General features: G+C 48.6%; 18 protein-coding genes and 1 tRNA gene. 9 read left to right on the top strand and 10 right to left on the bottom strand.

Annotation, left to right across the window (positions count from 1 at the left end; translation table 11 throughout):
• The first annotated feature begins 39 nt into the window (after positions 1–39).
• Entirely contained in the window at positions 40–879 is an 840-nt protein-coding gene (locus tag ICL55_RS30390) for a hypothetical protein (RefSeq protein WP_188104830.1), read from the top strand.
• Positions 880–1,056: 177 nt separating this feature from the next.
• On the opposite strand, the gene ICL55_RS30385 is transcribed toward ICL55_RS30390, so the two are convergent.
• Together ICL55_RS30385 and ICL55_RS30380 are read right to left on the bottom strand one after the other, a co-directional pair.
• Positions 1,057–2,748, bottom strand: a complete 1,692-nt coding sequence (locus tag ICL55_RS30385) for a SusD/RagB family nutrient-binding outer membrane lipoprotein (RefSeq protein WP_188104828.1) — start codon at positions 2,746–2,748, stop codon at positions 1,057–1,059.
• A gap of 34 nt (positions 2,749–2,782) precedes the next feature.
• On the bottom strand, positions 2,783–6,214 hold the full coding sequence (locus tag ICL55_RS30380) for a SusC/RagA family TonB-linked outer membrane protein (RefSeq protein ID WP_188104826.1): 3,432 nt from the start codon (positions 6,212–6,214) through the stop codon (positions 2,783–2,785).
• A gap of 381 nt (positions 6,215–6,595) precedes the next feature.
• On the opposite strand from ICL55_RS30380, the gene ICL55_RS30375 reads away from it, so the two are divergent.
• Positions 6,596–7,414 (top strand): HAD-IIA family hydrolase, encoded by an 819-nt coding sequence (locus tag ICL55_RS30375; RefSeq protein ID WP_188104824.1) that lies wholly within the window; start codon positions 6,596–6,598, stop codon positions 7,412–7,414.
• Between the two features lie 132 nt (positions 7,415–7,546).
• Positions 7,547–8,758: an MFS transporter gene (locus tag ICL55_RS30370; RefSeq protein WP_188104822.1), complete on the top strand. Its 1,212-nt coding sequence runs from the start codon at positions 7,547–7,549 to the stop codon at positions 8,756–8,758.
• A gap of 194 nt (positions 8,759–8,952) precedes the next feature.
• Here ICL55_RS30370 and ICL55_RS30365 read toward each other — a convergent pair whose 3' ends face one another.
• From ICL55_RS30365 to ICL55_RS30355, 3 genes are all read right to left on the bottom strand, one after another.
• A complete protein-coding gene (locus ICL55_RS30365) occupies positions 8,953–10,569 on the bottom strand; it encodes an AAA family ATPase (protein WP_188104819.1) in 1,617 nt (538 codons plus the stop codon).
• Positions 10,570–10,644: 75 nt separating this feature from the next.
• Positions 10,645–10,718: transfer RNA gene (locus tag ICL55_RS30360), tRNA-Pro, on the bottom strand.
• A gap of 177 nt (positions 10,719–10,895) precedes the next feature.
• Complete coding sequence (locus ICL55_RS30355) at positions 10,896–11,063, bottom strand: phosphatidate cytidylyltransferase (RefSeq protein WP_188104816.1); 168 nt, start codon at positions 11,061–11,063, stop codon at positions 10,896–10,898.
• A 100-nt stretch (positions 11,064–11,163) separates the two neighbouring features.
• On the opposite strand from ICL55_RS30355, the gene ICL55_RS30350 reads away from it, so the two are divergent.
• The 4 genes from ICL55_RS30350 (at position 11,164) to ICL55_RS30335 (ending at position 18,313) form a co-directional block, all read left to right on the top strand.
• Positions 11,164–11,775 carry an RNA polymerase sigma factor gene (locus ICL55_RS30350; RefSeq protein ID WP_188104813.1) on the top strand — a complete coding sequence of 204 codons (612 nt, stop codon included), beginning with the start codon at positions 11,164–11,166 and terminating at the stop codon, positions 11,773–11,775.
• A gap of 66 nt (positions 11,776–11,841) precedes the next feature.
• Entirely contained in the window at positions 11,842–12,858 is a 1,017-nt protein-coding gene (locus ICL55_RS30345; protein ID WP_188104810.1) for a FecR family protein, read from the top strand.
• Between the two features lie 75 nt (positions 12,859–12,933).
• On the top strand, positions 12,934–16,479 hold the full coding sequence (locus ICL55_RS30340) for a SusC/RagA family TonB-linked outer membrane protein (protein ID WP_188104807.1): 3,546 nt from the start codon (positions 12,934–12,936) through the stop codon (positions 16,477–16,479).
• A gap of 25 nt (positions 16,480–16,504) precedes the next feature.
• On the top strand, positions 16,505–18,313 hold the full coding sequence (locus tag ICL55_RS30335) for a RagB/SusD family nutrient uptake outer membrane protein (protein WP_188104805.1): 1,809 nt from the start codon (positions 16,505–16,507) through the stop codon (positions 18,311–18,313).
• Between the two features lie 142 nt (positions 18,314–18,455).
• Here ICL55_RS30335 and ICL55_RS30330 read toward each other — a convergent pair whose 3' ends face one another.
• Together ICL55_RS30330 and ICL55_RS30325 are read right to left on the bottom strand one after the other, a co-directional pair.
• The gene (locus ICL55_RS30330; protein ID WP_188105078.1) at positions 18,456–19,172 is read right to left on the bottom strand and encodes a phytanoyl-CoA dioxygenase family protein; all 717 of its coding nucleotides are present in this window, start codon (positions 19,170–19,172) and stop codon (positions 18,456–18,458) included.
• 15 nt (positions 19,173–19,187) lie between these two features.
• Positions 19,188–20,459, bottom strand: a complete 1,272-nt coding sequence (locus ICL55_RS30325) for a hypothetical protein (protein ID WP_188104802.1) — start codon at positions 20,457–20,459, stop codon at positions 19,188–19,190.
• 137 nt (positions 20,460–20,596) lie between these two features.
• Between ICL55_RS30325 and ICL55_RS30320 the strand changes: the two genes are divergently transcribed.
• Positions 20,597–21,670: an NADH:flavin oxidoreductase/NADH oxidase gene (locus tag ICL55_RS30320; protein WP_188104799.1), complete on the top strand. Its 1,074-nt coding sequence runs from the start codon at positions 20,597–20,599 to the stop codon at positions 21,668–21,670.
• A gap of 24 nt (positions 21,671–21,694) precedes the next feature.
• Here ICL55_RS30320 and mgrA read toward each other — a convergent pair whose 3' ends face one another.
• Positions 21,695–22,696, bottom strand: a complete 1,002-nt coding sequence (gene mgrA / locus ICL55_RS30315) for an L-glyceraldehyde 3-phosphate reductase (RefSeq protein ID WP_188104797.1) — start codon at positions 22,694–22,696, stop codon at positions 21,695–21,697.
• Positions 22,697–22,889: 193 nt separating this feature from the next.
• Positions 22,890–23,810, bottom strand: coding sequence for an acyl-CoA desaturase (locus ICL55_RS30310; protein WP_188104794.1), 921 nt, complete (start codon positions 23,808–23,810; stop codon positions 22,890–22,892).
• 171 nt (positions 23,811–23,981) lie between these two features.
• Between ICL55_RS30310 and ICL55_RS30305 the strand changes: the two genes are divergently transcribed.
• Positions 23,982–24,548, top strand: a complete 567-nt coding sequence (locus ICL55_RS30305; protein WP_188104792.1) for an HdeD family acid-resistance protein — start codon at positions 23,982–23,984, stop codon at positions 24,546–24,548.
• Positions 24,549–24,684: 136 nt separating this feature from the next.
• Here ICL55_RS30305 and ICL55_RS30300 read toward each other — a convergent pair whose 3' ends face one another.
• A complete protein-coding gene (locus tag ICL55_RS30300; RefSeq protein WP_188104790.1) occupies positions 24,685–25,224 on the bottom strand; it encodes an RNA polymerase sigma factor in 540 nt (179 codons plus the stop codon).
• Between the last annotated feature and the right edge of the window lie 46 nt (positions 25,225–25,270).

The following is a 25,270-nucleotide window of genomic DNA, read 5'->3' as shown; positions in this document are numbered from 1 at the left end:
AACCCATCATAAAATAAACAAGCATTAAACGCCCTTGAAATGGAACTGCAACATTTAGACATAGATAGTTATGTCAACTGGTACAAGGAATTATCGTACAAACTGGAATATGCAACCGCTAATGAACCGCGGATTAACAGGTATATCAGGACAGGCTGGGACTTGTTTGTTCGTTACACGCGTAACCATGAAAATCTGAAATCAAAAGAGTTATCGGAATGGCTGTCAAGAGAAGCAAGATCGATATACGAGGAGGTGCAGAAAGTGAAAAGGTATATGAAAAGCGATGATCTGCCTGACCTCTGGTATGTTCCAACGGTATCTGCGTGGTATCAGTTTGATGACGTGATGGCTGATTTTTCCGATGACCCTACAGCGGCTATCGCAGAAAAGTTAGCGTCAGCTGCTGCGCCAATAGCGCTGTTAAAAGAAGAATTAGCGGGCATCAATAAAAAGGAATGGTTTTTTACCAGTATGACAGTGGTTGATTACCCTTTCTATGCATCTGAAATAGAAAGCCAGGGCGAAGGCTGGGTAACTCAGTTTGCGCTGTTTGTCAGGGACTGCCATCTTGCTAAATGGCTGTACTGGCGGATACAAGAGCAGGAAATACGGCGGCTGCCCTGGAATGGAACTACACAGGATTTGTCTGAGCTGATAAAAGCCCTTTCTCTTACCGTTCTAAACGGAGTGCCGGAAACGGACATTGTACGGCTGCTGGGAAATGTGTTTGATATGAACTGGGAGCCATTCAATGACGAAGTGCACAGCAAAAATATAAGTGAGTTGCAGGATAAAAAGCCGGACGATACGTTTACCGCCCAACTACATCAGGCCATCAACAACTTTCGGATGAATACGGCAACAATAGGTGACTAGCAGAAAATAGCAGATGGTCGAAAAAAAACAAAGTACAACTGAAGAAGCGCTACAATAATAGGTTGTAGCGCTTCTTCGTGTTGAGATAGTTTTGAGGAGCAGGATGTCGATTCTCGGAATTTGACCTGCTATTGGATGCCAATTGCTTTGGCCGGTCCCGATTACGCCCTATTGTATTTACTGTCCTTTTCCGAAGTCAGGAGCCGCTTTATCATACCAGATTCGCTGTGAACTTAAGGTAGGTAAGTCCTGCGCATTAGGCGTGAATCCTTGTTGCTGCATGGCGGCCGACCAGTTAGCCCTGTTTACTTCTCCCGGATCTATCAGCCAGAAGCGGCGCGGGACCAACTCATTGAATGGTTCCCTGGCATAGTAGGTAGAACTGTTTTTGGGATATCCGGTACGTCTGCAAAATACATACGCTTCGTTGGGCTGCCGGTACATGCCCAGGAATTGCTGGATATAGATCTTTTCCAGATTATTCACACCATTGAATTTCACCAACGGGTTAGCCAGGTAATTGTTGATCTCCGTTTGTCCATCGCCGGAATAAGCCGTGGTGGAACCAGCGGCTACTGCTATGGCATTCATGGTTTGTATAGAGGAGGCTATTCCTTTTTTGTACCAGTCTTCCGCACTGCCTTTGGTATCCACGCCACCGGCATAACCTTTCTGAATAAACTCCGCTATATAAAAACAGGTTTCTGCGTAGGTAACAGCAACGTCCAGGAATTTACCGGTTGCCTGGTTGAGCTGAGGGGAGAAAAACCTGCGGTTGATGGGGGAGATCAGGGAGTATTTTGTGAACTGGCTTACCGGTAGCGGGTTCCCGATATAGGATGCTACGCCGGGATTGGTGGTCCAGTCGGCAGGTCCTCCCTGGTACATGATCAGTGGGTCGTTCGGATCAATGAATGCAGGAAGTGCTACCTGATATTTGGCCAGTGAATCTTTATAACTGCCCACCAGGTCATTTTTTTCGAAGTATACCGGTAGCCGGGGATCACTGGTTTTCTTAAGGAAATTCATGATAGAAGTACTGGCATACCTGCGGCTGCGGTAGTCAATATCTCCGCCGGTCCCGAAAGGAACATAGGTGGCATTCATATATTTGACCTGTGAATCATAATCGCTAATGGGACCTATCGCATCTTTCATGACTTCCTGGAAGATAGCCTGGCATTTTGCCTTGTCTGCGTTCTCTAACCTGGCGGCTATACGAAGTTTAAGCGTATTGGCCAGTTTCACCCATTTTACCCAGTCGCTCTGGTAAAAAATGTCGGATGGTCCGTAAACAGATTGCGTTACCATTGAATTATCAGACAGTACTTTAATGGCTTCATTGAGCTGCCCCAGCCAATTGGTGAAAAGGGTTGGCTGTTCATCATAGACCGGGTTGTATTTCTGGTCATACCGTCCTTTTACTGCCTCGCTAAAGGGAATGGAGCCGTTCATGTCTGTTACCTTGATGCCGTGTAATACCATCAGGATGTTGGTGACCACTTTTATTTTCTGGTACTTTTCCTTATCAGGCATTGCATCCACCTGCCGCCTGATTTCATTCAGATTGGGCAATACCTGCAGGTAGTAGTTATTATACCGTGTATTGACGTTGTTGGTGATTTCGTAAGGACTGGAAGTTACATGTTGTGTAAAGCGCATCAGCTGTTCCATGCTTTCCCATACCCACTCGGTGCCCTGATAGGTAAAGATCTTATCTTCTGAATAGCTGAGCAGGAATTTTACGTCCGGTTTACTCACCACGCTGGGGTCGGTATTGATATCTCCAAAATTTTTGGAACAGGACCCGGCGCCAAGCAGGGCCAGTGCCATGCAAACCTTTATATATCGGTGTTTTATATTTTTCATGATCTTGTTTTTTGATGTTGTAATGGACCATTCATTAAAATCCTACCCTGATGGTACCTGCAATCGACCGGATCATAGGTAAAAATCCTTCTTCACCGGAATAAGCGGTGTTGTTGGAGTTGTTGGAAGCAGGGTTATAGTTGTAAGGGAGACTGTTGTAGAGATACAACAGGTCGCGGCCTACAACGGCTACACTCAGGTTATTCAGCATCAGTTTTTTGCAGATAGTGGCCGGGAACTGGTAGGCCAGCGATACCTGTCGCAATGATACCCAGGTATTCTTTTTAACCCAGTAATCGGCTACACCGGTGGAGGAAGAACCATAGCGGTAGTAAAACTGCGGAGCGTGTGTAGGTTCTACATATCCTTTTTCGTAAGCCTGTGCATAGGACATGCCGCCTACGTCCACCTGTGTACCATTAGGCTGTGTTATCATCTGGCCTTTCGGGAATACGCCATCGGGAATCAGGCCATCGTCGTACGTTTGGCCATCGTATTTGCTGGTCCAGGTAATACCGCCGGTTGCGGCGTCCCGTCCTGCCAGTGTATTAGGGAATACGCCGGTGTGGGTACCATAGCGGTAGGTGAGGAGTACGAAGTCGCCTCCTACTTTAGCATCCAGCAAAACATTCAGGGAAAAGCCTTTATAGCGGAAGGTATTGCCCCAGCCTGCCCTGAATTTGGCATTGATATCACCTACATCCTGCCAGGTATTGCTGCGGGCCGGGAATGCTGCACGGGCATCGGAGCGCCAGGCCAGTACCGGTTTACCATTGTTGGGATCATCTATCGGGTTGTTATTGGCATCCCTGGCCTGGTAAGGGCTGGAATGAATCAGGGTGCGCAATACGCCGTATGACTTACCTACCACAGCCCAGGTGCTTATTTCACCGATATTGGCGCCCAGGTCATATTCTGTTCGTCCGGGATATAAGTCCTTAATAAGGTTGCGGTTGAAGGAGTAATTGAGATTGGTGTTCCATTCAAAATCTTTTGTTTTAACCGGTGTTCCGTCAATCATCAGTTCCAGGCCTTTGTTCTGGATGTTACCTGCGTTGATGATAATACCTTCCTGTCCGCTTTCCGGCGGGGTGGCCACATCCAGGATCTGGTCCCTGGTGTTGTCCTGGTATACGGAGATATCAAAGCCAATCCTGTTTTGCAGGAAACGCATTTCGGCGCCCAGTTCCTTGGCTATTTTCCGTTGTGGCTTCAGGTTAGGCTGTATTACCATAAACTTGCCGGTGAGCGGGTCACGGTAACGGCTATAGGTCGACATAGGAATATCGGTTCCATTGGACGATGTGAAGCCGTTGAAGGAGAATCCCGGGTTGATGGTGAACGGATCGGTATCGTTACCCAGTGCAGCCAGGTTTCCTCTCAACTTACCATAACTGATCCAGGACGGTAGTTTGAATGTTTCGGAAAACAGCCACGATAAGCTAACGGCCGGGTAGTTGTAAAAAAAGTTGCCGCCACCGTTGGTATAGGCCAGCGCAGAGGACCAATCGCCCCGGAAGGTAGCCTGGAGGAACAGCTGGTTTTTCCAGGCCAGATCGGCGCTGGCATAAAGGGAGTTAAAGGCTTTTTTGGCTTTAAGGCCACCTTTGGGCTCCATTTTTTGTGCGGAATTGCCCAGGAAAAACTGGCCCGGGTAGTTCAGTCCGCCTACGGTTTCGCTGTAGTTAAAGGTCGTCTGGAAACGCTGGGTTTCGCCGCCTATATAACCATTCAGGTCCAGATCTTTCGTCAGGGTCTTATTGATCATCATCATCCATTTAAGGAAATAGCTTTCCTTGCTGGTATGTCCGAGTCCATACAGGCCGCCTTTGAAATCGGGGTTTTGTCCCAGTTCTTTGTTTTCATTCTTTGTATACAGGTTATTGACGTTACCTTCCAGTAACAGTTTAGCCCAGGGTGTTATGGTAGCAGTAAGGGCTATACGTCCGCGGATGGTTTGTTCATTCTGCAGGTATTCATTCTCAAATAAACTGAACCAGAAGCGGGATTCCGGCGCCTTGTTAGGCTCATTAGGGTCTGCCGGATTGGGTGCTCCTCCGAATACACTGGTGTAATGGGCTTTCTGCATCCAGTATTTCGTATCATAGTTACGGGGAAGGACCCACGAAAACAGTTTTCCGAAGTTATAGGAAGCGAAAGCGTCGAGTCCACCGAGGCGGGGAGGATTTTTACCGGCAAAGTCGGTGTAGTTGGCGCTTACATCGGCACTGAGGAATCTATTGATGGTATGGGTAACGCGTACATCAAAGCTGTTTTTTAACAGGCTGTTTTTAGCGACGATACCCTGGCTTTGGTCGCGGGTGTAGGATACCCTGAAGGTAGATCTGTCGTTGCCGCCGTCCAGCGCAATATTGGTAGCAGAGCCATGTCCGTTCTGGAATGCGTCCAGGAAGTTATTGGGCTGCGCTACATATTTAGTGGGCGTACCATCGTAATTCAGTACGTCCTGCCCGGCGAAACGAGGTCCCCAGTTCTCCAGCTCGCGTCCTATCTGTCTGTCGATATAAGGCTTGCCCGTAGCGGGATCTGTAGGGAATACCTTGGTCCTCCAGCGTTCAGTCGGTTTGTAATTCGGGTCGCGGTTGTCGGTAAAGAAATCACCGACGGTGCCGCCTCCGAATTCATTCTGGAAGTCGGGGCCGGCGTAGGGCCGGAAGGTGTTGAATGTCTGACTAACGTTAACGCCTATTCCTTTCCGTTCCCGTCCTTTTTTGCTGGTAATAAGGATAACGCCATTGATGGCCCTGGAGCCATACAAAGCCGCAGCGGAAGAACCTTTAAGTACGGTAACGGATTCAAAGTCTTCCATGTTCAGGTTTTTCAGGTCGTTGCCAAAGTCGCGGCCCGTGCCGTTGAAGGTATTGTTTTCCACTATCACTCCATCTATTACGAATATGGGCTGGTTATTAGTGCCCAGTGTGGAGTTACCGCGGATCACAATTTTGGAGCTGCCGAAGAGTCCACCGCCGCCCTGGTCAATCTGCACACCGGCCACCTTGCCCTGTAGGGCGTTTACGGGGTTTACCTCGTTGGTAACAGCGAGGTCGGCGCCTTTGATCTCAGTGGTGGCATAGCCGAGGCTTTTCTTCGCCTTTGTGACACCGAGCGCGGTTACGACCACCTCTCCGAGTTGTTTGTTATCTTCTGTAACCGTTACATTTACAATACTCCGGTTGTTGATAGCTACCTCCTGTTTAAGGAAGCCAATAGCGTTGAATATCAGGGTACCGTTACCGGGCGCGGTGATAACATAGTTACCCTGGGCATCCGTTATGGCCCCGGTTTTTGCATCCTTCAGCATAACAGATACGCCGGGAATGGGTTCGCCCCTGACGGAGCTGACTTTCCCGATAATCTTGTTGTTTTGGGCAAATACGGTGCTCCAGTAAAGTAACAGGTACAATACTATAGCCCCAGGTCTGTAGGCGTGTGAACATTTCCACATACATTTAATTTTGATGGTTGATAATAAAAACTACAAGTGAACTGATTTGCGTGCTACTGATTTACTGTGTTCATAGGGGACGATTTACAGGCAATGTTTTTAAGGATTGAAAAAAAGAAGGATAACATTACGCCGGAGGAAAGAAGGAATTCATCGCCATTTCCACTTTGGGGAGCGGCAGCCATTGTTTTATTTTTTGAAAATAAATAAAACAATCCGGAATTAATAACTATCTTTAAGACAGATACCTGCATCTACAACAGGGTATCTGTCTTCCTGCCTTTATACATTCCATCCTGCCTTTATTTATTTCCATGTTTTTTTTCTGATAGCGTTCGCGTATTTAATTACTGGATATATCTAACCAAACATCTGATTGCTATGAAAAAAAAGGGATTTCTAATTGACATGGATGGCGTAATCTACAAAGGCACAGAGCCCATTCCCGGGGCCGTAGAGTTTATTAACGGACTCAGAGACAAAGGGCTGCCCTTCCTCTTCCTCACCAACAACAGCCAAAGAACCAGCCGAGATGTTTGCTACAAGCTGAATAAAATGGGCTTTAAGGTAAATGATACGGATATTTTCACCTGTGCCATGGCTACCGCCAGGTACCTGGCATCCAGGAAAGAAAACGGTACCGCCTATGTGATCGGTGAAGGTGGCTTGCTGACAGAACTGCATAACGCGGGTTATTCAATCGTAGATGACCAGCCGGATTACGTGATCATCGGCGAAGGCAGAACCATCATGCTGGAGTCGGTGGACAAGGCTATTAATATGATCATGAAGGGCTCGAAGCTCATCGCCACCAACCTCGACCCCAACTGCCCGATGGGAGGCGGTAAGTACCGGGTAGGCTGTGGCGCACTGGTGGCCATGCTGGAATTTGCCACAGGCATCAAAGCCTTCAGTGTGGGCAAACCCAGTCCGGTGATGATGCGCATGGCAAGAAAAGCTTTGCAGCTCACCACAGATGAAACGGTGATGATAGGAGATACCATGGGAACAGATATCCTGGGGGCAGGCTCCATGGGGTTCACTACTGTGCTTACCCTAACAGGAGTGACCCGGGAAGAAGACCTGGCCCATTTCGGCTATTCTCCGGATTTTGTTATCCGGTCCATCAGGGACCTGCTGGATGAAGAGCTGTTTATGCGGGTGATGGGAGCATCTGAACTGGTAACAAACGAATATTAAACGGACTAGTGGAATTTTGTTGCCATCAGGCTTCGGCCTGATGGTTTTGTGTTGGCATAACATCTGTACTGTTTATAATTTCAAATTGTGTACCGCGTGTCGCTCAGGAAAGCATGATAGCTTTGCTTTCAAATGGAACTGAGAAAAAAGATTACAGCTGTCAGCGTGGAAAACGACGTAGCAGACAAAGCCACTATGTTACCCGTATTGGTTATTTCACTGGCTACTTTTATTATATTCTTTCAGGGGTTGATGGTAGCCCCTTTGTTGCCGATGCTATCGGAATATTTTAAGACTACCGTCAGGCATGTTAGTTTTATAGAACCATCCTATCTGTTGGGGTATGGACTTTTTACACTATTTTATGCCCCTTTGAGTGATAGGTGGGGAAGATTTAAAGTCATCATTTTATCCCTGCTGTTGTTTACCGTTCTAACGGTAGCGACTACCCTTGTTCATGATATCAACCAGATGATCCTCTTGCGGATGCTAACAGGAATGGGTGCAGCCGGCGTAGCTCCTACCACTATTAGCTGGATCAGTGATACCTATCCCTACGAACGAAGAGGACATGCACTGGGTATTTTCTTCGGCTGCATGGCAGGTGGTACAGCCTTTGGTTCTACCGTGGGGGCGTTGTTTTCTTCCATGATTGGCTGGAGATGGCTGTTTGTGGGAGTGGCGGCAGCCGGTTTGGCGGTGGCGGTCATGATCATCGTATGGAGGAACTGGTTGTTTGATACCGCTAAGCGTTCCGTCAGCAGTCCGCAGCATATTCTGGTTTCCTTTCGCAGCATTCTCTCACAAAAAAGGGCTTGGTGGGGTTATTCCTATGTAATGTTCAACGGTATGTTCCACAGTGGGGTCTTCGCCTGGTTAGGGTATTTCTTTTATAAAAATTATGGACTGAATGAAATGCAGATCGGCCTGGCCTTGCTCGGTTATGGTATTCCCGGGTTATTGCTGGGGCCTGTTCTGGGAAAACTGGCAGATCGTTATGGCAGGAGTAAGATCATACCGCTGGGCATCTTCGTAGGGGCGTTAGCGGTACTACTGCTTAGCCGGAATTTCAGCCTGGCGGTATCCTGTATACTCGTTACTTTTTTATCACTTGGCTTTGATCTTTCACATCCGTTGTTTGCCGCAATCATTACTACCTTCAGTACCAATAAGGGCGCTGCGACGGGTCTCTTTGCATTTTTTCTGTTCCTCGGATATGGACTTGGAAGTTTGGTATTGAGCCTGATCGTTAACATCGGATTAGAAAAAGCATTTCAGCTATATGGCATTTGCGCGGTTATTGCAGGCGCGGTGGCTATGTATGTTTTCAGAAATGAAAAGTGATGTGGGGCTCATTGCTTAGGTAAGCAGTTGGTTGTGGATCAGATTGAATAACCGACAGCAAACAAATCATTTTACCGCCGGAGGGTACAGAAAATAAAAAAGAAGCTGCATCATTTATTTATGATACAGCCTCTTTTCTCAAGTCAGGCTGACTAGATCAGTTTATGAAAGGATGTTTATTTTTTGCAGCTGAACTATGAATTCATGACTCCTTCAATTCGTGTTTTAAACCACGTTGTTTTCACCAGATCTTTAATAGCAAAGTCAAATTGGTGCAGATAGGCTTTATTGTAGTGGCTTTTTACGCTGTAATAAGGATAAAATGTTTCCAATTCATCGCTTTTTAATGCTTGAATGATACTATCTATTTTTGAGTCGTTTTTTATACCTTCTTTAAATTCAACGTATGTTTGGCGTGCGGTCGCAATGTCTGCAACTATACTTAGTAATCTATCATTCTTTTGTGCAACGATTTCGCGAATATAGGTATCCCTGTCAAATCTGTCCCAGCCCATTTCAGCAATGTTATCGGGGTGATAAATGTAATTTTCGAAGGCATAGTAATGCAGGATTTTTAAGTTTGGGTACATTGCTTTGATACTGGTTATTTCATCATCTCTTAGGTAGTCCCTGTCTCTCAGGCCAATCATGTTAGGGTCGGCTTTGATTGTCAGAAATACTTCCCGGTTATTATTAGCAGGCAAAAACAGGTATCCCTTTTCACCTAAAGCCAGATTGTAATGTTGATCGTTTTGGTTTTCAACAGTCACAAGTTTATAACCCTTCAATATCTGCTTAATTGTCTCTTTAGGGATGGCAATATCATACACCTCCATGCTATCCTTGGGTTCAGGAGTGATTACCTGGGGGATATCAAAGTTTAATAAATCGAGATCAATAATAGCAGCATTGTCCGCGTGTTTTGCGAAGTTTATAAATCCAAGTGCGTGGGAGGCTGTCCAGAGTTGTGAACTATCGGGTATCCATACATTAACAATTTCTGCCAATAAACGGCTCTGTAGAGATGTGTTAAGATGGCAATCCATTTCATCAATATAAATGACTGCATCTTTATAAAATTCGCGGCGCACTATAAAGTTCAATAATAAAATCACTACCTGTTTTTCGCCGTGGCTAAGCAAATCGTAGTTGATTTTTGAATCACCTTTTTTGAATATCAGTTTTCCATTAGTCTGCGCTGTCGGATTTTTATATTCTGCAATTTGTATAGTAGTTAAATTGTCTCCCCCTAGAATATTAATCAATGATGTATTAAGCGGTTGTATATAATCCTGAAATATTTTGAAGGTATCAGCCGATTGACCGCTGAAAACAGGTGCACGCAATGCATCATCAATTTGCTGCATATACAAGGTGAGATCATTATTAAAACGGGTATCCTCATCAATAAAGCTCGTCGGAGCATCAGCATTGTTTTTGACTAAGTTGCTGTTGCCATTATTCCTGATTCTCGGAACAATACGGATACTACTCCGGCCAATTAATTTCTCCCATACAGGTGCGGGGGATTGGGGTCTTATTAATTGTTGTGCATGATTTATTCCAAGCTGATCTCCGTTATCCAGTTCAATCAGCAGGTCGGGAAATATATTGTTTTTGCCGTAATATTCAGTCTCTCCGCTATTAAATTGAAAGCATTTGGTAATAAAGCTAAAAACATCGAAAATTGAAGATTTGCCTGATCCATTTGATCCGATCAACAATACCAACTTGGCTTCAGCCGGAATATTGGCTATCGTAAGATCTGTAAAACGTTTAAAATTCTTCAGCTCAAGTTTTTTAATACGCATATATCAAAAATAATCTATTTCCTGTTTAGAAATAAAAAAAGCCTCACAGTATCACTGTAAGGCCTTTCTGCTTCGTCGGGACGACTAGATTCGAACTAGCGACCCCTTGCACCCCATGCAAGTGCGCTACCGGGCTGCGCTACGTCCCGAAACTTTTTTCCGGTGTTTCCCGTTTGACGGGGATGCAAAAGTAGGTAATTATTTGAATTAAAAAAATATTGGGTTACTTTTTTCAAAAATAAGGTGTTTAACTACTTGGTTGTCTTTATAAAACAATGTACGATTAACCAATATTAAAGTATATTTTATCTGTTTTAAATTGATAGTCAATTGCGCCGGGAGCCGCGGGAAATCAGCCATATGATCAACGCGATCACCAGCGCCACGATAATAATACCGGTCCACACGCCGGCTTTAAAAATACCGCCAACAACTTCGCAGCTGGTCATCATTATTGCCATCATTACAAACAGGAGGGAGGTGAGCTTTTTCATGGATATGTTTTTTAATGAAGGCGTTACATATCCCGTACCAAAAAAGATTTGCATTTGTCAGAATAATTGCACAGCTTTATCTAACTCAACCAAAATTACTATGAACACGGGGAAAGCAGTACGCGCAGACCTGAAAGTGGTGCCTTCCCATTCCTCACTTTGGGGACGCCTGCTGGAGGGAGATCGCCACGCCTTCGCTGAAATATATGAAACCCATGTTGATCATCTCTATCATTACGGCATGCATTTCTGCCGCGATCATGAAAGAGTGAATGACAACATCCAGGACCTGTTTCAGGACCTCTGGCTCACCAGAGAACACCTGAGCCCACATGTGCAACATATCCGCTATTATCTGATCAGCAGCCTGCGCCGCCGCCTGTTACGGTCCCTGCAGAGAGACCGCCGTTGGCAATACCGTGACTCCTGGGAGGGGTTTGAATTTGAATTCACCACACCGCAGGAGAACAAACTGATATTGGAAGAAACCGCGGCAGAACAGAAAAAGTTGTTACAGGCCGCGCTGGGCAACCTGACCCGCCGCCAGCGCGAAGCCATCTACCTCCGTTTTTACCAGAACCTCGGCTACAACGAAGTGGCCGGTATCATGTCTATGCAGGTGGATTCCGTATATAATACCATCTCCAAAGCGATCGCTATCCTCAAAAAGAACCTTCCTTTCCCGCTGCTGTTGCTCTTTTTAGGGAGATAAAAATATTTTTTCCAAAAAGTGATGAGAAAAGACCCGTTACCTGCTCTTTAGTAAAAAGACCGCCTCTTGGCCCGGAAAGATTATCTGTCATATACCGCCCGTGACTTTGCCCTGGATGAAGATTTCCAGCAATGGGTACTGCAACCGTCCACCCGCAACGTGTTCTGGGAACGATGGCTGCAACAACACCCGGAGAAGGAAAACGACGTCCGCGAAGCGAAGCAACTGCTACAGGGCATCAGCTTCACGCCTTTTCAGCTCTCCCCGGAGCAGAAGGAAGAGCTGTGGGCAGCTATCAGCGGTGGACTGGAAGAGGATGTCACACTCACGCCCACGTCTACACGCTCCCACTGGCGGCAACTATGGAAGTATGCAGCGGTGCTGCTATTGGGCATGCTGCTGGCCGGAGGCTGGTTCTGGTGGAAAGAAGATCATAAACCGGCCATCGTAAGCTCCCATACCCGCCTCGGGGAAGTGAAAACACTCCTGTTGCCCGACAGCTCGGAAGTAACGCTCAACGCCAACTCCCGCCTGCTATATGCTACCACCGGCAAACACCGGGAGGTATGGCTCGATGGGGAAGCTTTCTTTCATGTAAAACACACCGCCTCACACCAGAAATTTGTGGTGCATACCTACGACAATGTCAACGTGGAAGTACTGGGCACACAGTTCAACGTCAACAGTGCTGGAAAAGAAGTGGTAGTGGTACTGCAACAGGGAAAAATACAGCTCAGTATCGAAGGCCGCAATACCTCATTGGCCCTGCAACCGGGAGAAATAGTGCGGTACAATAAACAAGACGGCGACTTTACCAAAAGCAGCGTCAATGCCAGCCAGTACGTTTCCTGGCATACCGGTCGCCTCGTAATGGACGATTATTCCCTCGCTGATGCAGCGGCATTTATGCAGCAGGTGTTCGGCAAAACCATCATCGTACCGGATACGCAGCTGCTGAAATACAAAGTGTCGGGCTCTATGCCTATCATCTATAACGCCGATACCATGCTGGTACAGCTGGAAAAGGTTTTCCGAATGAAATTCAACCAAAAAGGCGACGAAGTCTGGATTCAAAAGAACTAATACCCGCGTAAAAGGCAGGCCACCTTTTACTGCAACCAAAGTCTCATCATTAATAAATCGTCAAAACCCGTTCACATGAAAAGAGGTTTACGTGTGGCGTTAGTGCCCTCTTTAGCCCTGTATTTCTTGTTACAATCGGTTGCTGTCCCGGCCCTGGCTGCCGCCGGCATGCCTGAAGTCCCCCCGCATCCGGGGAATATGGACCAACCCGATGAATCTTCCCTGAAAGATGTGCTGCACCTGATAGAACAACGCTTCAACGTATCCATCGCCTACAAAAGCAACCTGGTGAAAAGCAAACGGGTACAGGTGTCCGTTGCCGGCTGCCAAACGGCGGAAGAAGCTTTACATAAAGCGCTGGCTCCCTTCAACCTGCATTTCGAAAAACTACGGGACCACTTCTATATGATCACCGAAAAAACAGCGCCCACAGCACCTGCTACGTCATCAGGCCCGCTGCAGCAACGTCCGGTGAAAGGCACCGTGAAAGATGAGAAAGGAAATCCCATCGCCGGCGTAACGGTAAAAGTACCCGGCACCAGCATCGGCACCGTTACCAACGCAGATGGAATATACAGCATCTCCGTGCCCGGCAGAAGCGACGATCAACTGGAAGTTACCTTTATCGGTTTTGAGACACAGCGTATAGCCGTTGGCGATAGACAGCTGGTGAACTTCATCCTGAAAGAAGGCGCCAGCGCCCTCAACGAAATCGTGGTCACCGGTTATACCACCCAGAAGAAAAAAGACCTCACCGGATCTGTGGCAGTGGTAAACATCGAACAACTGAACCGGCAACCAACGGCGCAGGTAACGGAACAGCTGCAGGGACAGGCATCCGGGGTAACAGTCATCGGTTCCGGCCAACCAGGAGAAGCGCCCCAGATCAGGATCCGCGGTATCAATACTTTCGGCTCCAACTCCCCCTTGTACGTGGTAGACGGAGTACCGACAACAGACATTGCTGACCTCAACCCCAACGATGTGGCCAGCCTTCAGGTATTGAAAGATGCCGGTGCTGCCTCCATCTACGGCGCCCGCGCTTCCAACGGCGTAATCGTCATCACCACCCGCAGAGGCACCGGAAAAATATCTGTGCACTACGACGGATACTACGGTCGCCAATATCCGAAAAAAGGCAACGTCTGGAATACCCTCAATCCTACGGAACAGGCACAGCTCCGCTGGATGGCCTATACCAACTCCGGCCTTAATCCACATACCCCGCAATATGGTAATGGCAACGCACCGGTCATTCCCGACTATATCACACCCGACGGCGCGAAGGAGGGAGATCCCGCAGTAGATCCCTCCAAATATTATGTGAATCCCAACTTTACTGATCAAAATGATTATAACAACTTTTATCGTATTGTACGTGCCAACAAGGCCGGGACTGACTGGTATCACGAAGTCTTCCGCCCGGCCCCCATCACCAGCCACAACGTTGCCGTGAGCGGTGGCGGGGATCGCGGTAATTACCTCTTTTCCCTCAATTATTTTAATCAACAGGGTACTTTGCTGAACACTTATCTGAAAAGATATACGATCCGCTCCAATACCCAGTACAACATCACTGATCACATCAGAGTGGGGGAAAATCTCGCTTTTTCGATGACGGAAAACCCTGCTGTGGAAATCAACAGCTCCGACGCGGCCATCGGCCACGCCATGCGCGAACAAAGCATCATTCCGGTGTACGACATCAAGGGCAATTTTGCTGGCTCCTGGGGCGATGCCCTGGGAGATGCCCAGAACCCGGTAGCGATGCAAGCTCGCACCAGAAACAACAAAGGCCTTAACACCCGTTTGTTTGGTAACATCTATGGGGAAGTGGACTTCCTGAAATACCTCACCTTCCGCACCAGCTTTGGGGGTGAGATCTATTCCGGGTGGTCCCACTCCTTCACTTATCCGCAGTACGAGAACAAGGAAAACAATACCTCCAACTCTTACTCGGAAGGCTCCAACAACGGCCACAGCTGGACATGGACCAACACGCTGACTTATCATCAGCGATTTAATGATGCGCACGATCTGAAAATACTGGCCGGCACAGAAGCTTTCGACAGCCGCAAACGCTCGGTGGGAGGTACTACCAAAGACTACTTTACCTTCGATCCCAACTTCCCGGACCTCAGCACCGGCACCGGTACACAAACCAACTACAGCAACCGCGAACAGGAAGGACTGTATTCTCTCCTCGCCAGGGTAGATTACTCCTTCCGTGATAAATACCTCATCAGCGCTACGATCCGTCGCGATGGCTCTTCCAAATTCATCAACAACCGCTTCGGCACCTTCCCGGCCATCACAGCAGGATGGCGCCTCTCCGAGGAAACGTTTATGAAACCACTCACCTGGATCAGCGACCTGAAAATCCGCGGTGGCTGGGGTATCATGGGCAATCAGCTTAACCTCAGCGTCAACAACGGTTACTTCCTCTATGGCGGCAAACGCAGCGCCAGCTACTATGACCTGGCCGGCACCAACAACAGCCTCACGGCCGGCTTCTCCGGTATGCAGATCGGTAACCCCGATGCAAAATGGGAAAGCGATGTCAACGCCAACATCGGCCTGGATGCGTCCCTGTTCAAAGGTGAACTGGACTTCTCGATCGATTATTATCGTAAAGACATCAAAGACCTGCTCTATAACCCGGAACTGCCCGGCCTCGCCGGTACGGCGGCACAGCCCTTCGTAAACATCGCCCAGATGAAAAACCATGGCTTCGACTTCTCCGTCGGATGGCACAAGGAATTCAGCAACAAACTGAAACTGAATGTCACCGGTACGCTGACCACCTACAAAAATGAAATCATGAAGATCGCGGACGGCGTAGACTACTTCGATGGTGACAGCCGCCGCTTCGATGGCAGCAACATCATCCGCAACGCGGTAGGTCACCCGGTTTCTTCGTTCTTCGGCTACCAGATCGATGGCTTCTGGAACAGCGCCCAGGAAGTGACAGATGCGGACGATAAGGTAAAGAAAGCCACCAATAACCCGGATGCTTTCTATCAGGAAGGCGCCGGTATGGGACGCTTCCGCTACAAAGATGTAAACGGAGATGGCCGCATCACGCCGGAAGACCGCACTTTCCTCGGTAACCCGAACCCGGATTTCACCTACGGTATCAACATCGGTGTGGCTTACAAAAATTTCGACTTCAATATTTTCCTCTTCGGTACACATGGCAACCAGATATGGAACAACGTGCGCTGGTGGCGCGACTTCTACTCATCGTTTGAAAGTGCGAAGAGCAAAACAGCGCTGTACGATTCCTGGCGCCCCGACCATAAAGATGCTAAAGCACCCATTCAGGAAGTGGATGGCTCTGTCAGCACCCAGGGTGTACCCAACTCCTATATGGTGGAAAACGGCGCTTACCTGCGCGCTAAAAACGTAACACTCGGATATACACTGCCGGCCGGCGCTTTGTCACGCTTGCACATCACTAAGTTTCGCGTATATGTACAGGCGGCCAACCTGTTCACCATCACCAAATATTCCGGTATAGATCCTGAAATCGGTGGCTCCAATATCACCGACTTTGGCGTGGACGAAGGCGCGTATCCGAATCAACGTCAGTATCTCATCGGGGTGAACCTGGCCTTTTAATCGTTGCTCATTTAAAAAACAGACCATGAAAACATTCTATCATATAGTGTTGGGCGCTTCTTTTACAACTCTGCTGCTGGCCGGTTGTAGCAAAAGTTTCCTGGAGCGCGAACCACAGTCTTCTCTACAGGAAGAAGCCCTCACCAATAAAAAGGGAGTGAACACCCTGCTCATTGGCGCCTATGGCGCACTCGACGGACAGGACTATCAGGACAGCGATATGAAAAATCTTTCCGGTGGCAGCGGCTATGCGGTATCGCCGGACAACTGGATATACGGCAGCGTGGCCGGTGGCGATGCACACAAAGGCAGTGACCCCAGCGATGCGGCTTCTATCCTGCAGATCGTTACTTTCGCCGCCAATTCCAGCAACGGCTTCTTTAATGACAAATGGCGGGTAGATTACGAAGGTATCCGTCGCTGTAACTTCACCCTGCATGTGCTCGCGAAAGTGACAGACATGACAGACGCCGAAAAACAGGTGGTGGCAGGAGAGGCCCGTTTCCTCCGTGCTCACTATTACTCCGACCTGAAGAAGATGTTTGATAAAGTACCCTGGGTAGATGAAAATGCAGCCAACTACCAGAAGCTGGTGGTAGATGATTACAAAGTACCAAATGATAAAGATATCTGGCCGATGATTGAAGCGGATTTTAAATATGCCGCTGATCACCTGCCCGAAACACAAAAGGAAGTGGGGCGTGCCAACAAATGGGCCGCCGTGGCCTATCTCGCCAAAACACTGTTGTACCAGGGCAAGTTTGCGGCTGCCGCGCCACTGCTGGAAGATGTGATCAATTCCGGCGTTACCACCAAAGGCGTGAAATTCGGTCTCATGGAACACTTCCACGATAACTTCGACGCTTTCACTGAAAACAACAAAGAGGCGGTGTTCTCTATACAATACAGTGCCAACGACGGCTCCGGCGGTACCGGCAATGCTAACCAGGGGCAGATGCTGAACTATCCATACAACGGACCTTTCAGCTGCTGCGGCTTTTATCAGCCTTCGCAGGACCTGGTGAACTCTTTCCGTACAGATGACGACGGACTGCCTTACCTGGACGACTTCAACCAGCATCCGGTAAAAAATGATATGGGCGTGCCCGATACGGTGGCTTTTATGCCAGACCATGGAAATCTGGACCCGCGCCTGGACTGGACCGTTGGACGCCGCGGTATTCCTTTCCTCGACTGGGGCCTGCATCCGGGCATGGCATGGGTACGCAACCAGCAGTCGGCAGGACCTTATGCTGCCCTCAAAAATGTGTACATGCAGGTGAACCAGGATAAATTCTATGACGGCAACTCCTGGGCGCCAGGCAACGCTATCAACTATGTACTGATACGCTTTGCCGATGTGCTGCTGATGGCAGCCGAATGCCAGGCCAATACCGGTAACCTCGACAAGGCAGAAGCTTATGTAAATATGGTCCGCGAACGCGCTGCCAATCCGGTGGGATGGGTCAAGGAATATATCGATCCCGATGATCCTATGGGCGGAAATACGGACGAACCGGCCGCCAACTATCACATCAGCCCGTATCCGGCAGGTGCCTTTACCGGCGGCGGAAAAGATTATGCGCTGAAAGCCATCCGCTTCGAACGTAAGCTGGAACTGGCCATGGAAGGCCATCGCTTCTTTGACCTCGTAAGATGGGGATTAGCACAGACAGAGATCACCCGCTATTTTACTTATGAGAGAACGATCACATCAGATATTGCCACCGGCAACTTCAGCGTTAGGAATAAATATTATCCGATTCCGCAGCGCCAGATAGACCTGAGCGTAAAAAATGGTACCTCCGTACTGACGCAAAATCCGGGATACTAAACTGGAGTTTGATTTTTGAAATTTTAAGAATGAATAAATAATAAATAAAAAGATCGAAACGATGTCAAATCGCTTCGATCTTTTTATTTATTACTCGCTTCGGTGATCTCCCGAAACCAAAAAATCGTACATCAAAAAATCCCTAAATTGTTTCAGACCACATTAATCCGCCGGGAAGATGTTTGTCAGAGAATTCCATATGTACCACTCTGCGGTTGGAGCCGCTGGTGCTACGGGAGGAGGCATGCATCAGCAATGGCCGCATGATCATGATGGCACCACGTTTTACAGGGCAACTTACCTCGGGCGTATCCTGCAACGAAATAGTGTCCGGGCGCACAATACCCTGTAAGTGTGTACCAGGGATCACTTTTAGCGCACCGTTCTGCGCATCGGTATCGTCGAGGTGCAGCCGGATGGTGTAAATGTTTTCCAGCAGCGACAACGGCGGTTGAACGGCGTACTGGTTTTGTTTCACTGTCCAGGGGCCGAAGCCTTCTACCGGCAACCGTTCGCGAACGGAAATCGTCAGGTCCTGATGCCATGCCACAAACCAGTTGGATTGTCCCGGCTTATCGAAATAGATGGATTTTACCGGCACATAATCTTCTCCCAACAGCGTATCAATAACGTATTGCAGCGCCGGGGAAAAAATAGCGCTTCGTACATCCGGCACTGATTGCAGAAACTGCCGGATGGCAAACAGATCAGCCGTTTTACGGAATACGGTCTGACTGGTATCTGCTGCGGCTATCAGTTGTACTATTGTCTGTACTTCATCTTCGGAAAATATATCCTCCAGTACAGTATATCCTTGTGTGGCCAGCTGTTGCCGGTGTACTTCGATATCTTTGATCATCTTCAAATGTAGGGGTTATTTGTTGAACGACGCTTCATTCACCCAATGAAACCCTCTGTTCATCAGCAGGTAGCGGTTAGTATCCTTTTTTCGCAGGTTTATGCGCACGCTGTCTTTACTAATAGTACCCAGCAACGTCAGCGTATCTCCACTAATAGTATAGTGTAGGTGAGCAGAGTCGCCTGCGCTGTTGGTGATCCATTTTAGTGTATGCGTTATCGTATCGGATTCGACGGTGGTGGTTATTGTCTCCTGTTTATCATTAATCACCAGACGGTCACTTTTCTCGAAGTACAGCGTTTCCCACGGTAACCGTTTTTTCTTCAACAGAGGCGGGTTACGTGTATCCATCATTAGTTCATTGGCGGAGAGGGCGGAGAAGTTTGTCACCTCGTATGTGCCATAAACAGGCCCCTGGGCGTACCGTTTTTTAGCAGAATGGTGAACGTAACTCCCTGTTCTGAAAGCGAACCACAGCACCCATACCACCGCGAGATATCTGATGCCATTGAAGACATATCGTTTCCATCGGATGGTAAATACGGGATAATATCGAGTGGTAGCCGGGACTGCCCGCTGCAATACCAAAAAGCTGGTCAGCCGTTTTATGTCTGGCATGATAAGGAACAAGGCCGTCAGCAACAGATGGCCCGAATAGAGTTTTACACAGATATCATAGCAGAAGTTCAGTGCCACCACGTTGGTCAGCACCGCTATGCATACCAGGGCGCCCAGCAGGCGGGTAGGCCGGAACAGTAGCAGAAAACCGCCCAGGCATTCGGCTATTCCGGAAAATATAGTATAGCCACGGGAGTATCCCATGAACGCCCACGCCAGTCCCATCGGAGAACTTTCGCCTAGTGGCTGGTCCAGTTTGTAAAGCGAAGGTTCAGAAAACTGACCGGGAAATACTTTGGCCATACCATATTTAAACATGGCCATCGCTAAGGTATAACAGAGTGGCACCATCACCCAGTACTGCACTTTATCGTAGTTTTTGCGCTTTCTGTCGATGACGGACCAGAGCAGGCATCCCGTCAATGCGATGAGCAGCAGGCAGAACAACTGAAGATAGTTAAATGTGGTATCTCCACTGCCGGAAGGCCATGCTTCAATATTATAGTCTTTGCGAAGCAATAGTCGACCGGCGCGTGTAACGGCATCGTCCCACCATGTCTGGGGAATATATCCGGCGAAATGATATAACAACAGGTAAATCGAAAAAAAACGAAAAAGTATCCGGTTGATCACCGGCCATGTGGAGGGGCTATTCAGGGGTTGTTGCATAAGGCTAGTTGGATAATGTTGCGATAATATGGAATATTATTATGCAGCACAAAGCCTTTAGCATTACTTTAACAACACCTGATAAGATGGCGGTTCGGGGAGAATAGCTTATTTTTAAGCAGATAAAACGAGAGCCCATGGCGCATTTGTTCACTCCTTTGCAGCTGAGGACCGTCACGCTGCGTAACCGCATCGCGGTATCTCCCATGTGTGAGTACTCCTCCGAGGATGGTTTTGCCAACGACTGGCACCTGGTACACCTGGGCAGCCGCGCGGTAGGCGGGGCCGGACTGGTGCTCACCGAAGCGGCGGCCGTGTCCCCGGAAGGTCGTATCTCCCCGCAGGACCTCGGTATCTGGAAAGATGAGCACATCCCTATGTTGCAGCGCATCACCACCTTTGTTGCCGCACAAGGCGCGGTGCCGGGCATCCAGCTGGCACATGCCGGCAGAAAGGCCAGTACACGAAGGCCATGGGAGGGGAGCGGTAAAGTGGCGCCGGCAGACGGTGGTTGGGAGAACGTATATGCTCCCAGCGCCATTCCGTTCAACGACGGATATCCGATGCCGTTAGCCCTCACGCAGGAAGGTATCCTGGAGGTGCTCAACGATTTCAGGAAAGCGGCTGCCAGAGCGTTACAGGCCGGTTTTAAAGTAGTAGAGATACATGCGGCGCATGGTTATCTGCTGCACAGTTTTCTGTCGCCGCTGAGTAATCAGCGTACCGACGAATATGGGGGCAGCTTTGAAAACAGGATACGTATGTTGTTGCAGACGGTGGAATCGGTGAGAGCCGTATGGCCGAAGGAACTGCCGCTGTTGGTACGCATATCCGCTACCGATTGGGCGCCCGGTGGCTGGGACCTGGAGCAGTCCACACAACTGGCAACATTGCTGAAAACGGAAGAGGTAGACCTGATTGATTGTTCATCCGGCGGACTGGTGCCGCATCAGAAAATAAATGTGGGGCCATTGTACCAGACACCTTTTGCAGAGAGCATTAAAAAAGAAGCGAAGATAGCCACCGGCGCGGTGGGATTGATTACCACCGCGCAGGAAGCGGAATCTGTTATTGAACAGGAAAAGGCAGATATCGTACTGCTGGCGCGGGAACTGTTGCGCGACCCTTATTTCCCTTTACGGGCAGCCCATCTGCTGGGCGATACCGGCGTTAAATGGCCGGTACAATATGAAAGAGCCCAACCCCGCTGATACATAGGCCTGCGGCCCGGGGCGTTAGCTCCGGCCGTGCAGGATATTTTCTATTCTTTCCAGCTCTTCGGAAGTGAAAGATACATTCCTGAGCGTGTCCAGGTTGTTGTCCAGCTGTGCTACGGAGCTGGCGCCTATCAGCACGGTGGTGATACGTTTGTCTTTCAGTATCCACGCCAGCGCCATCTGCGCCAGGGATTGACCGCGCTCCTGCGCGAGGCTGTTGAGCTGCCTGATTTTGGCTATTTTTTCCTCAGACACTTCATTCTCCTGGAGGAAACCACTGGGCTTGCTGGCGCGGGAACCTGCGGGAATACCGTTCAGGTAGCGATCCGTGAGCAGGCCTTGTGCCAGCGGCGAGAAAGGAATACAGCCGACACCGTTAGCTTCCAGCACATCGAGCAGGCCGTTTTCCACCCATCTTTCAAACATGCTGTATTTGGGCTGATGGATCAGGCAGGGCGTACCCAGTGATTTCAGTACGGCAACCGCTTTTTTGGTTTGTTCGGCGGTGTAGTTGGACAGGCCCACGTAGAGCGCTTTCCCCTGTTGCACGATGCTGTGCAGCGCGCCCATGGTTTCTTCGATAGGCGTTTCCGGGTCGGGACGGTGAGAGTAGAAGATGTCCACGTATTCCAGTCCCATACGACGCAGGCTCTGGTCGAGGCTGGAGATAAGGTATTTGCGGGAGCCTTTGTCGCCGTAAGGGCCGGGCCACATCAGGTAACCAGCTTTGCTGGAGATCACCAGCTCATCACGCAGATGACCGGTGAAATCCTGGCGGAGAATACGGCCGAAATTTTCTTCCGCACTGCCGGGCACCGGACCATAGTTGTTGGCCAGGTCGAAATGCGTAATGCCTTTGTCGAAAGCCCTGCGGATAATACTACGGCCATTTTCATAGTTGTCTATAGAGCCGAAGTTGTGCCACAGGCCCAGCGATATGGCCGGCAATTGCAGCCCGCTTTTACCACAACGGTGGTACATCATGGCATCATACCTGTCAGTAGCTGGTGTATATTGCATATATAATTACAAATTATGAATTACGAATTAATGAGCGAAGATCGTTGCGAAATATAGAGAAGATTATTGGAAAATAATATAGTGGCCGCTGTTGCCTGAAACAGAAAGAAGCGCATATTATATTAAAAAGCGAAGACCTGAGCAGGTGTTGCTCAGGTCTTCGCTTAAAAAATTCGTCACCCGTAATTCGTAATTAATCCTGAAGTTGTGCTTCGGACACGGCTACACGTCCGGCCTGGATATCTTTCAGTTTGTTGCTGTTCTGAACTTTAGCCGGTACGGGGCGAATCTCCCATACGATGCCCAGCCAGCCCAGTGTTTTGATCACATAGTAGCTGATGTCGATTTCCCACCAGTAGAAACCCTGACGGGCAGCGCTCTGATAGTAGTGATGGTTATTGTGCCATCCTTCGCCCAGCGTGATCAGCGCCAGCACCAGGCTGTTGCGGGACTGGTCGCCGGTATAATAACGTTGTTTGCCGATTTTGTGCATCAGGGAGTTGATGGTAAAGGTACCGTGGTACAGGATCACAGTGCTCAGGAAGAAGCCTATCAGTAGGGTAGACAATCCCGCGGTCCAGTCGAACCATCCGGTGCCGTTTACTTTATTACCCACAAAATATACTGCTATGGCCAGTATCACAGCTGGCACCATGTGCCACTTGTTGAGCCAGAACAGTTCTTTCGCTTTGTGATCTTTGATCAGGTCAAAACGGGTAGGTTTGTATTCAGGGCCCATGATCCAACCGATATGCGCGTACCAGATACCATAGATATTGGCAGAGTGAGGATCTTCCGGTGTGTCACTGTGTTTGTGGTGAATACGGTGATTGGCAGACCACCAGAGCGCGCCTTTCTGTAAGCTGCTCTGTGCACCGCCTGCAAGGATAAATTGAAAGAATCGCGACGTTTTAAAAGCGCGATGCGAAAAATACCGGTGGTAACCGGCTGTTACAAAAAACATGCGCACTACGTACAATACGCCGCACAGTATCCAGTCAAATGCAGTGGTGCCGGTAAAAAATGCCAGCAGGGGAACTGCATGAATTCCCAGAAAGTCCACTTGATGCCACCAGTTAGGTGATTTTCTGTCTTGCTTGATCGCCTTATTCATTCTGCAAATATAGTTTCCGTGGTCTATTAAATTTATGATTTAAATCATTTTGACAAAGTTAGGGCATTTCACCGGCCAAACCGAGGGACTTTATGCCGAACTTTTTAAGCGGACAGGTGTTAGGAAGATATAGATTGTCATTATTTTATAACAATAAAATAAAATTCATATATGTCACAGGTCCTGTCAGCTATCCGCAACAATGTAAAGTACTGGTGGCTTTATCTGCTCAACGGTATCATCTTCATTATTGCGGGCTTCATTGTTTTCAGTAATCCATTCAGCAGCTATGTGCTGCTCAGCATCTTTTTCAGTGTAACCCTGTTCGTAACCGGTATTTTTGAGATCATCTTCGCCACCAACAACCGGCGCTCCATGCACGGCTGGGGATGGTCACTGGCGTCCGGCATTATCGACGTAGTGGTGGGCTTCATCCTGATGCTATATCCGGCCATCAGCATGGCGGTTATCCCCATTTTCCTCGGTTTCTGGTTTATGTTTAAAGGCATCAGCCTGATCGTGTTCGCGATAGCGCTCAGCACCGACAAAATCCCCAACTGGGGCTGGGTACTGGTAGGTGGTATCCTGCTGATCATGATCGCTATTGTGATACTGGATAATCCCGCACTGGGCGTGGCCACTATTCTGGGGGTAATGGCAGCAGCCTTCTGGGTGACCGGCGTATTGAGCATTATTTTCGCCTTCCGGCTGAGGCATGTGAAGAAATTAATTCATTAGCTCAGGCGAAGTTGTTCACGCAAAGACTCCAGGTGAGCAAAGAACGCAAAGAACCATTTTTTTAGGAATAATAAAGAAAGCAAAGGAGCGAAGACAAAATTTGATCTCCGCTCCTTTGCTTTCTTTGTTTTTATATTTAATCTCTTTGCGTTCTTTGCTCACCTGGAGTCTTTGCGTGAACCAATTCCCTCCGCAGAAATTTCAATGCCCTGTTCATCTGCGTTTCTATCGTACCGGTAGTTATATTGAGCTGGCTGGAAATCTGTTTGTAGCTGTAGGCATGTTCCTTATGCAACCGGAAAATTTGTTGCTGTTGTGCCGGCAGGCGGTTGATCGTGGTTTGTAGCCGGCGTTGCAGCTCCTGTTCCATCAGTTTTTCTTCGGGGGAAGGAGCGGTGGTTTCCGGCGTGTATTGTGACAAGGCCTCTTCCTGACGCGCTTTTTTTCGCAGCTCGTCGAGGAACAGATTTCTGCCATAGACTTTTAATAACGCAATTATTTTTTCATCGTCACGGATACTGTCCAGGTTCTCCCATACCTTGATATAAGCCTGCTGCACCAGATCGGCGCACAGGTCATGATCTTTACAAAGTGCGAACAGTACCCCAAAAAGTTTGTCATAGGTCTGGTCTATTATCCGCTGCAGCCTTTCTTCCTGTTGATGTGCCAATGACATGTTGATTTTTGTATGCCGCAAAATTACGGCGGTGTTAACTGCCCGT

Origin of the sequence: Chitinophaga varians, from assembly GCF_014529945.1 — a bacterium.
Lineage (GTDB): Bacteria > Bacteroidota > Bacteroidia > Chitinophagales > Chitinophagaceae > Chitinophaga > Chitinophaga varians.
This window is presented reverse-complemented; position numbering and strand designations above follow the sequence as displayed.

Excerpts from the sequence above, each read along its gene's own strand:
- ICL55_RS30390 (WP_188104830.1), top strand. The coding sequence starts at position 40 with ATGGAACTGCAACATTTAGACATAGATAGTTATGTCAACTGGTACAAG.
- ICL55_RS30385 (WP_188104828.1), bottom strand. The coding sequence starts at position 2,748 with ATGAAAAATATAAAACACCGATATATAAAGGTTTGCATGGCACTGGCC.
- ICL55_RS30380 (WP_188104826.1), bottom strand. The coding sequence starts at position 6,214 with ATGTGGAAATGTTCACACGCCTACAGACCTGGGGCTATAGTATTGTAC.
- ICL55_RS30375 (WP_188104824.1), top strand. The coding sequence starts at position 6,596 with ATGAAAAAAAAGGGATTTCTAATTGACATGGATGGCGTAATCTACAAA.
- ICL55_RS30370 (WP_188104822.1), top strand. The coding sequence starts at position 7,547 with ATGGAACTGAGAAAAAAGATTACAGCTGTCAGCGTGGAAAACGACGTA.
- ICL55_RS30365 (WP_188104819.1), bottom strand. The coding sequence starts at position 10,569 with ATGCGTATTAAAAAACTTGAGCTGAAGAATTTTAAACGTTTTACAGAT.
- ICL55_RS30355 (WP_188104816.1), bottom strand. The coding sequence starts at position 11,063 with ATGAAAAAGCTCACCTCCCTCCTGTTTGTAATGATGGCAATAATGATG.
- ICL55_RS30350 (WP_188104813.1), top strand. The coding sequence starts at position 11,164 with ATGAACACGGGGAAAGCAGTACGCGCAGACCTGAAAGTGGTGCCTTCC.
- ICL55_RS30340 (WP_188104807.1), top strand. The coding sequence starts at position 12,934 with ATGAAAAGAGGTTTACGTGTGGCGTTAGTGCCCTCTTTAGCCCTGTAT.
- ICL55_RS30335 (WP_188104805.1), top strand. The coding sequence starts at position 16,505 with ATGAAAACATTCTATCATATAGTGTTGGGCGCTTCTTTTACAACTCTG.
- ICL55_RS30330 (WP_188105078.1), bottom strand. The coding sequence starts at position 19,172 with ATGATCAAAGATATCGAAGTACACCGGCAACAGCTGGCCACACAAGGA.
- ICL55_RS30325 (WP_188104802.1), bottom strand. The coding sequence starts at position 20,459 with ATGCAACAACCCCTGAATAGCCCCTCCACATGGCCGGTGATCAACCGG.
- ICL55_RS30320 (WP_188104799.1), top strand. The coding sequence starts at position 20,597 with ATGGCGCATTTGTTCACTCCTTTGCAGCTGAGGACCGTCACGCTGCGT.
- mgrA (WP_188104797.1), bottom strand. The coding sequence starts at position 22,696 with ATGCAATATACACCAGCTACTGACAGGTATGATGCCATGATGTACCAC.
- ICL55_RS30310 (WP_188104794.1), bottom strand. The coding sequence starts at position 23,810 with ATGAATAAGGCGATCAAGCAAGACAGAAAATCACCTAACTGGTGGCAT.
- ICL55_RS30305 (WP_188104792.1), top strand. The coding sequence starts at position 23,982 with ATGTCACAGGTCCTGTCAGCTATCCGCAACAATGTAAAGTACTGGTGG.
- ICL55_RS30300 (WP_188104790.1), bottom strand. The coding sequence starts at position 25,224 with ATGTCATTGGCACATCAACAGGAAGAAAGGCTGCAGCGGATAATAGAC.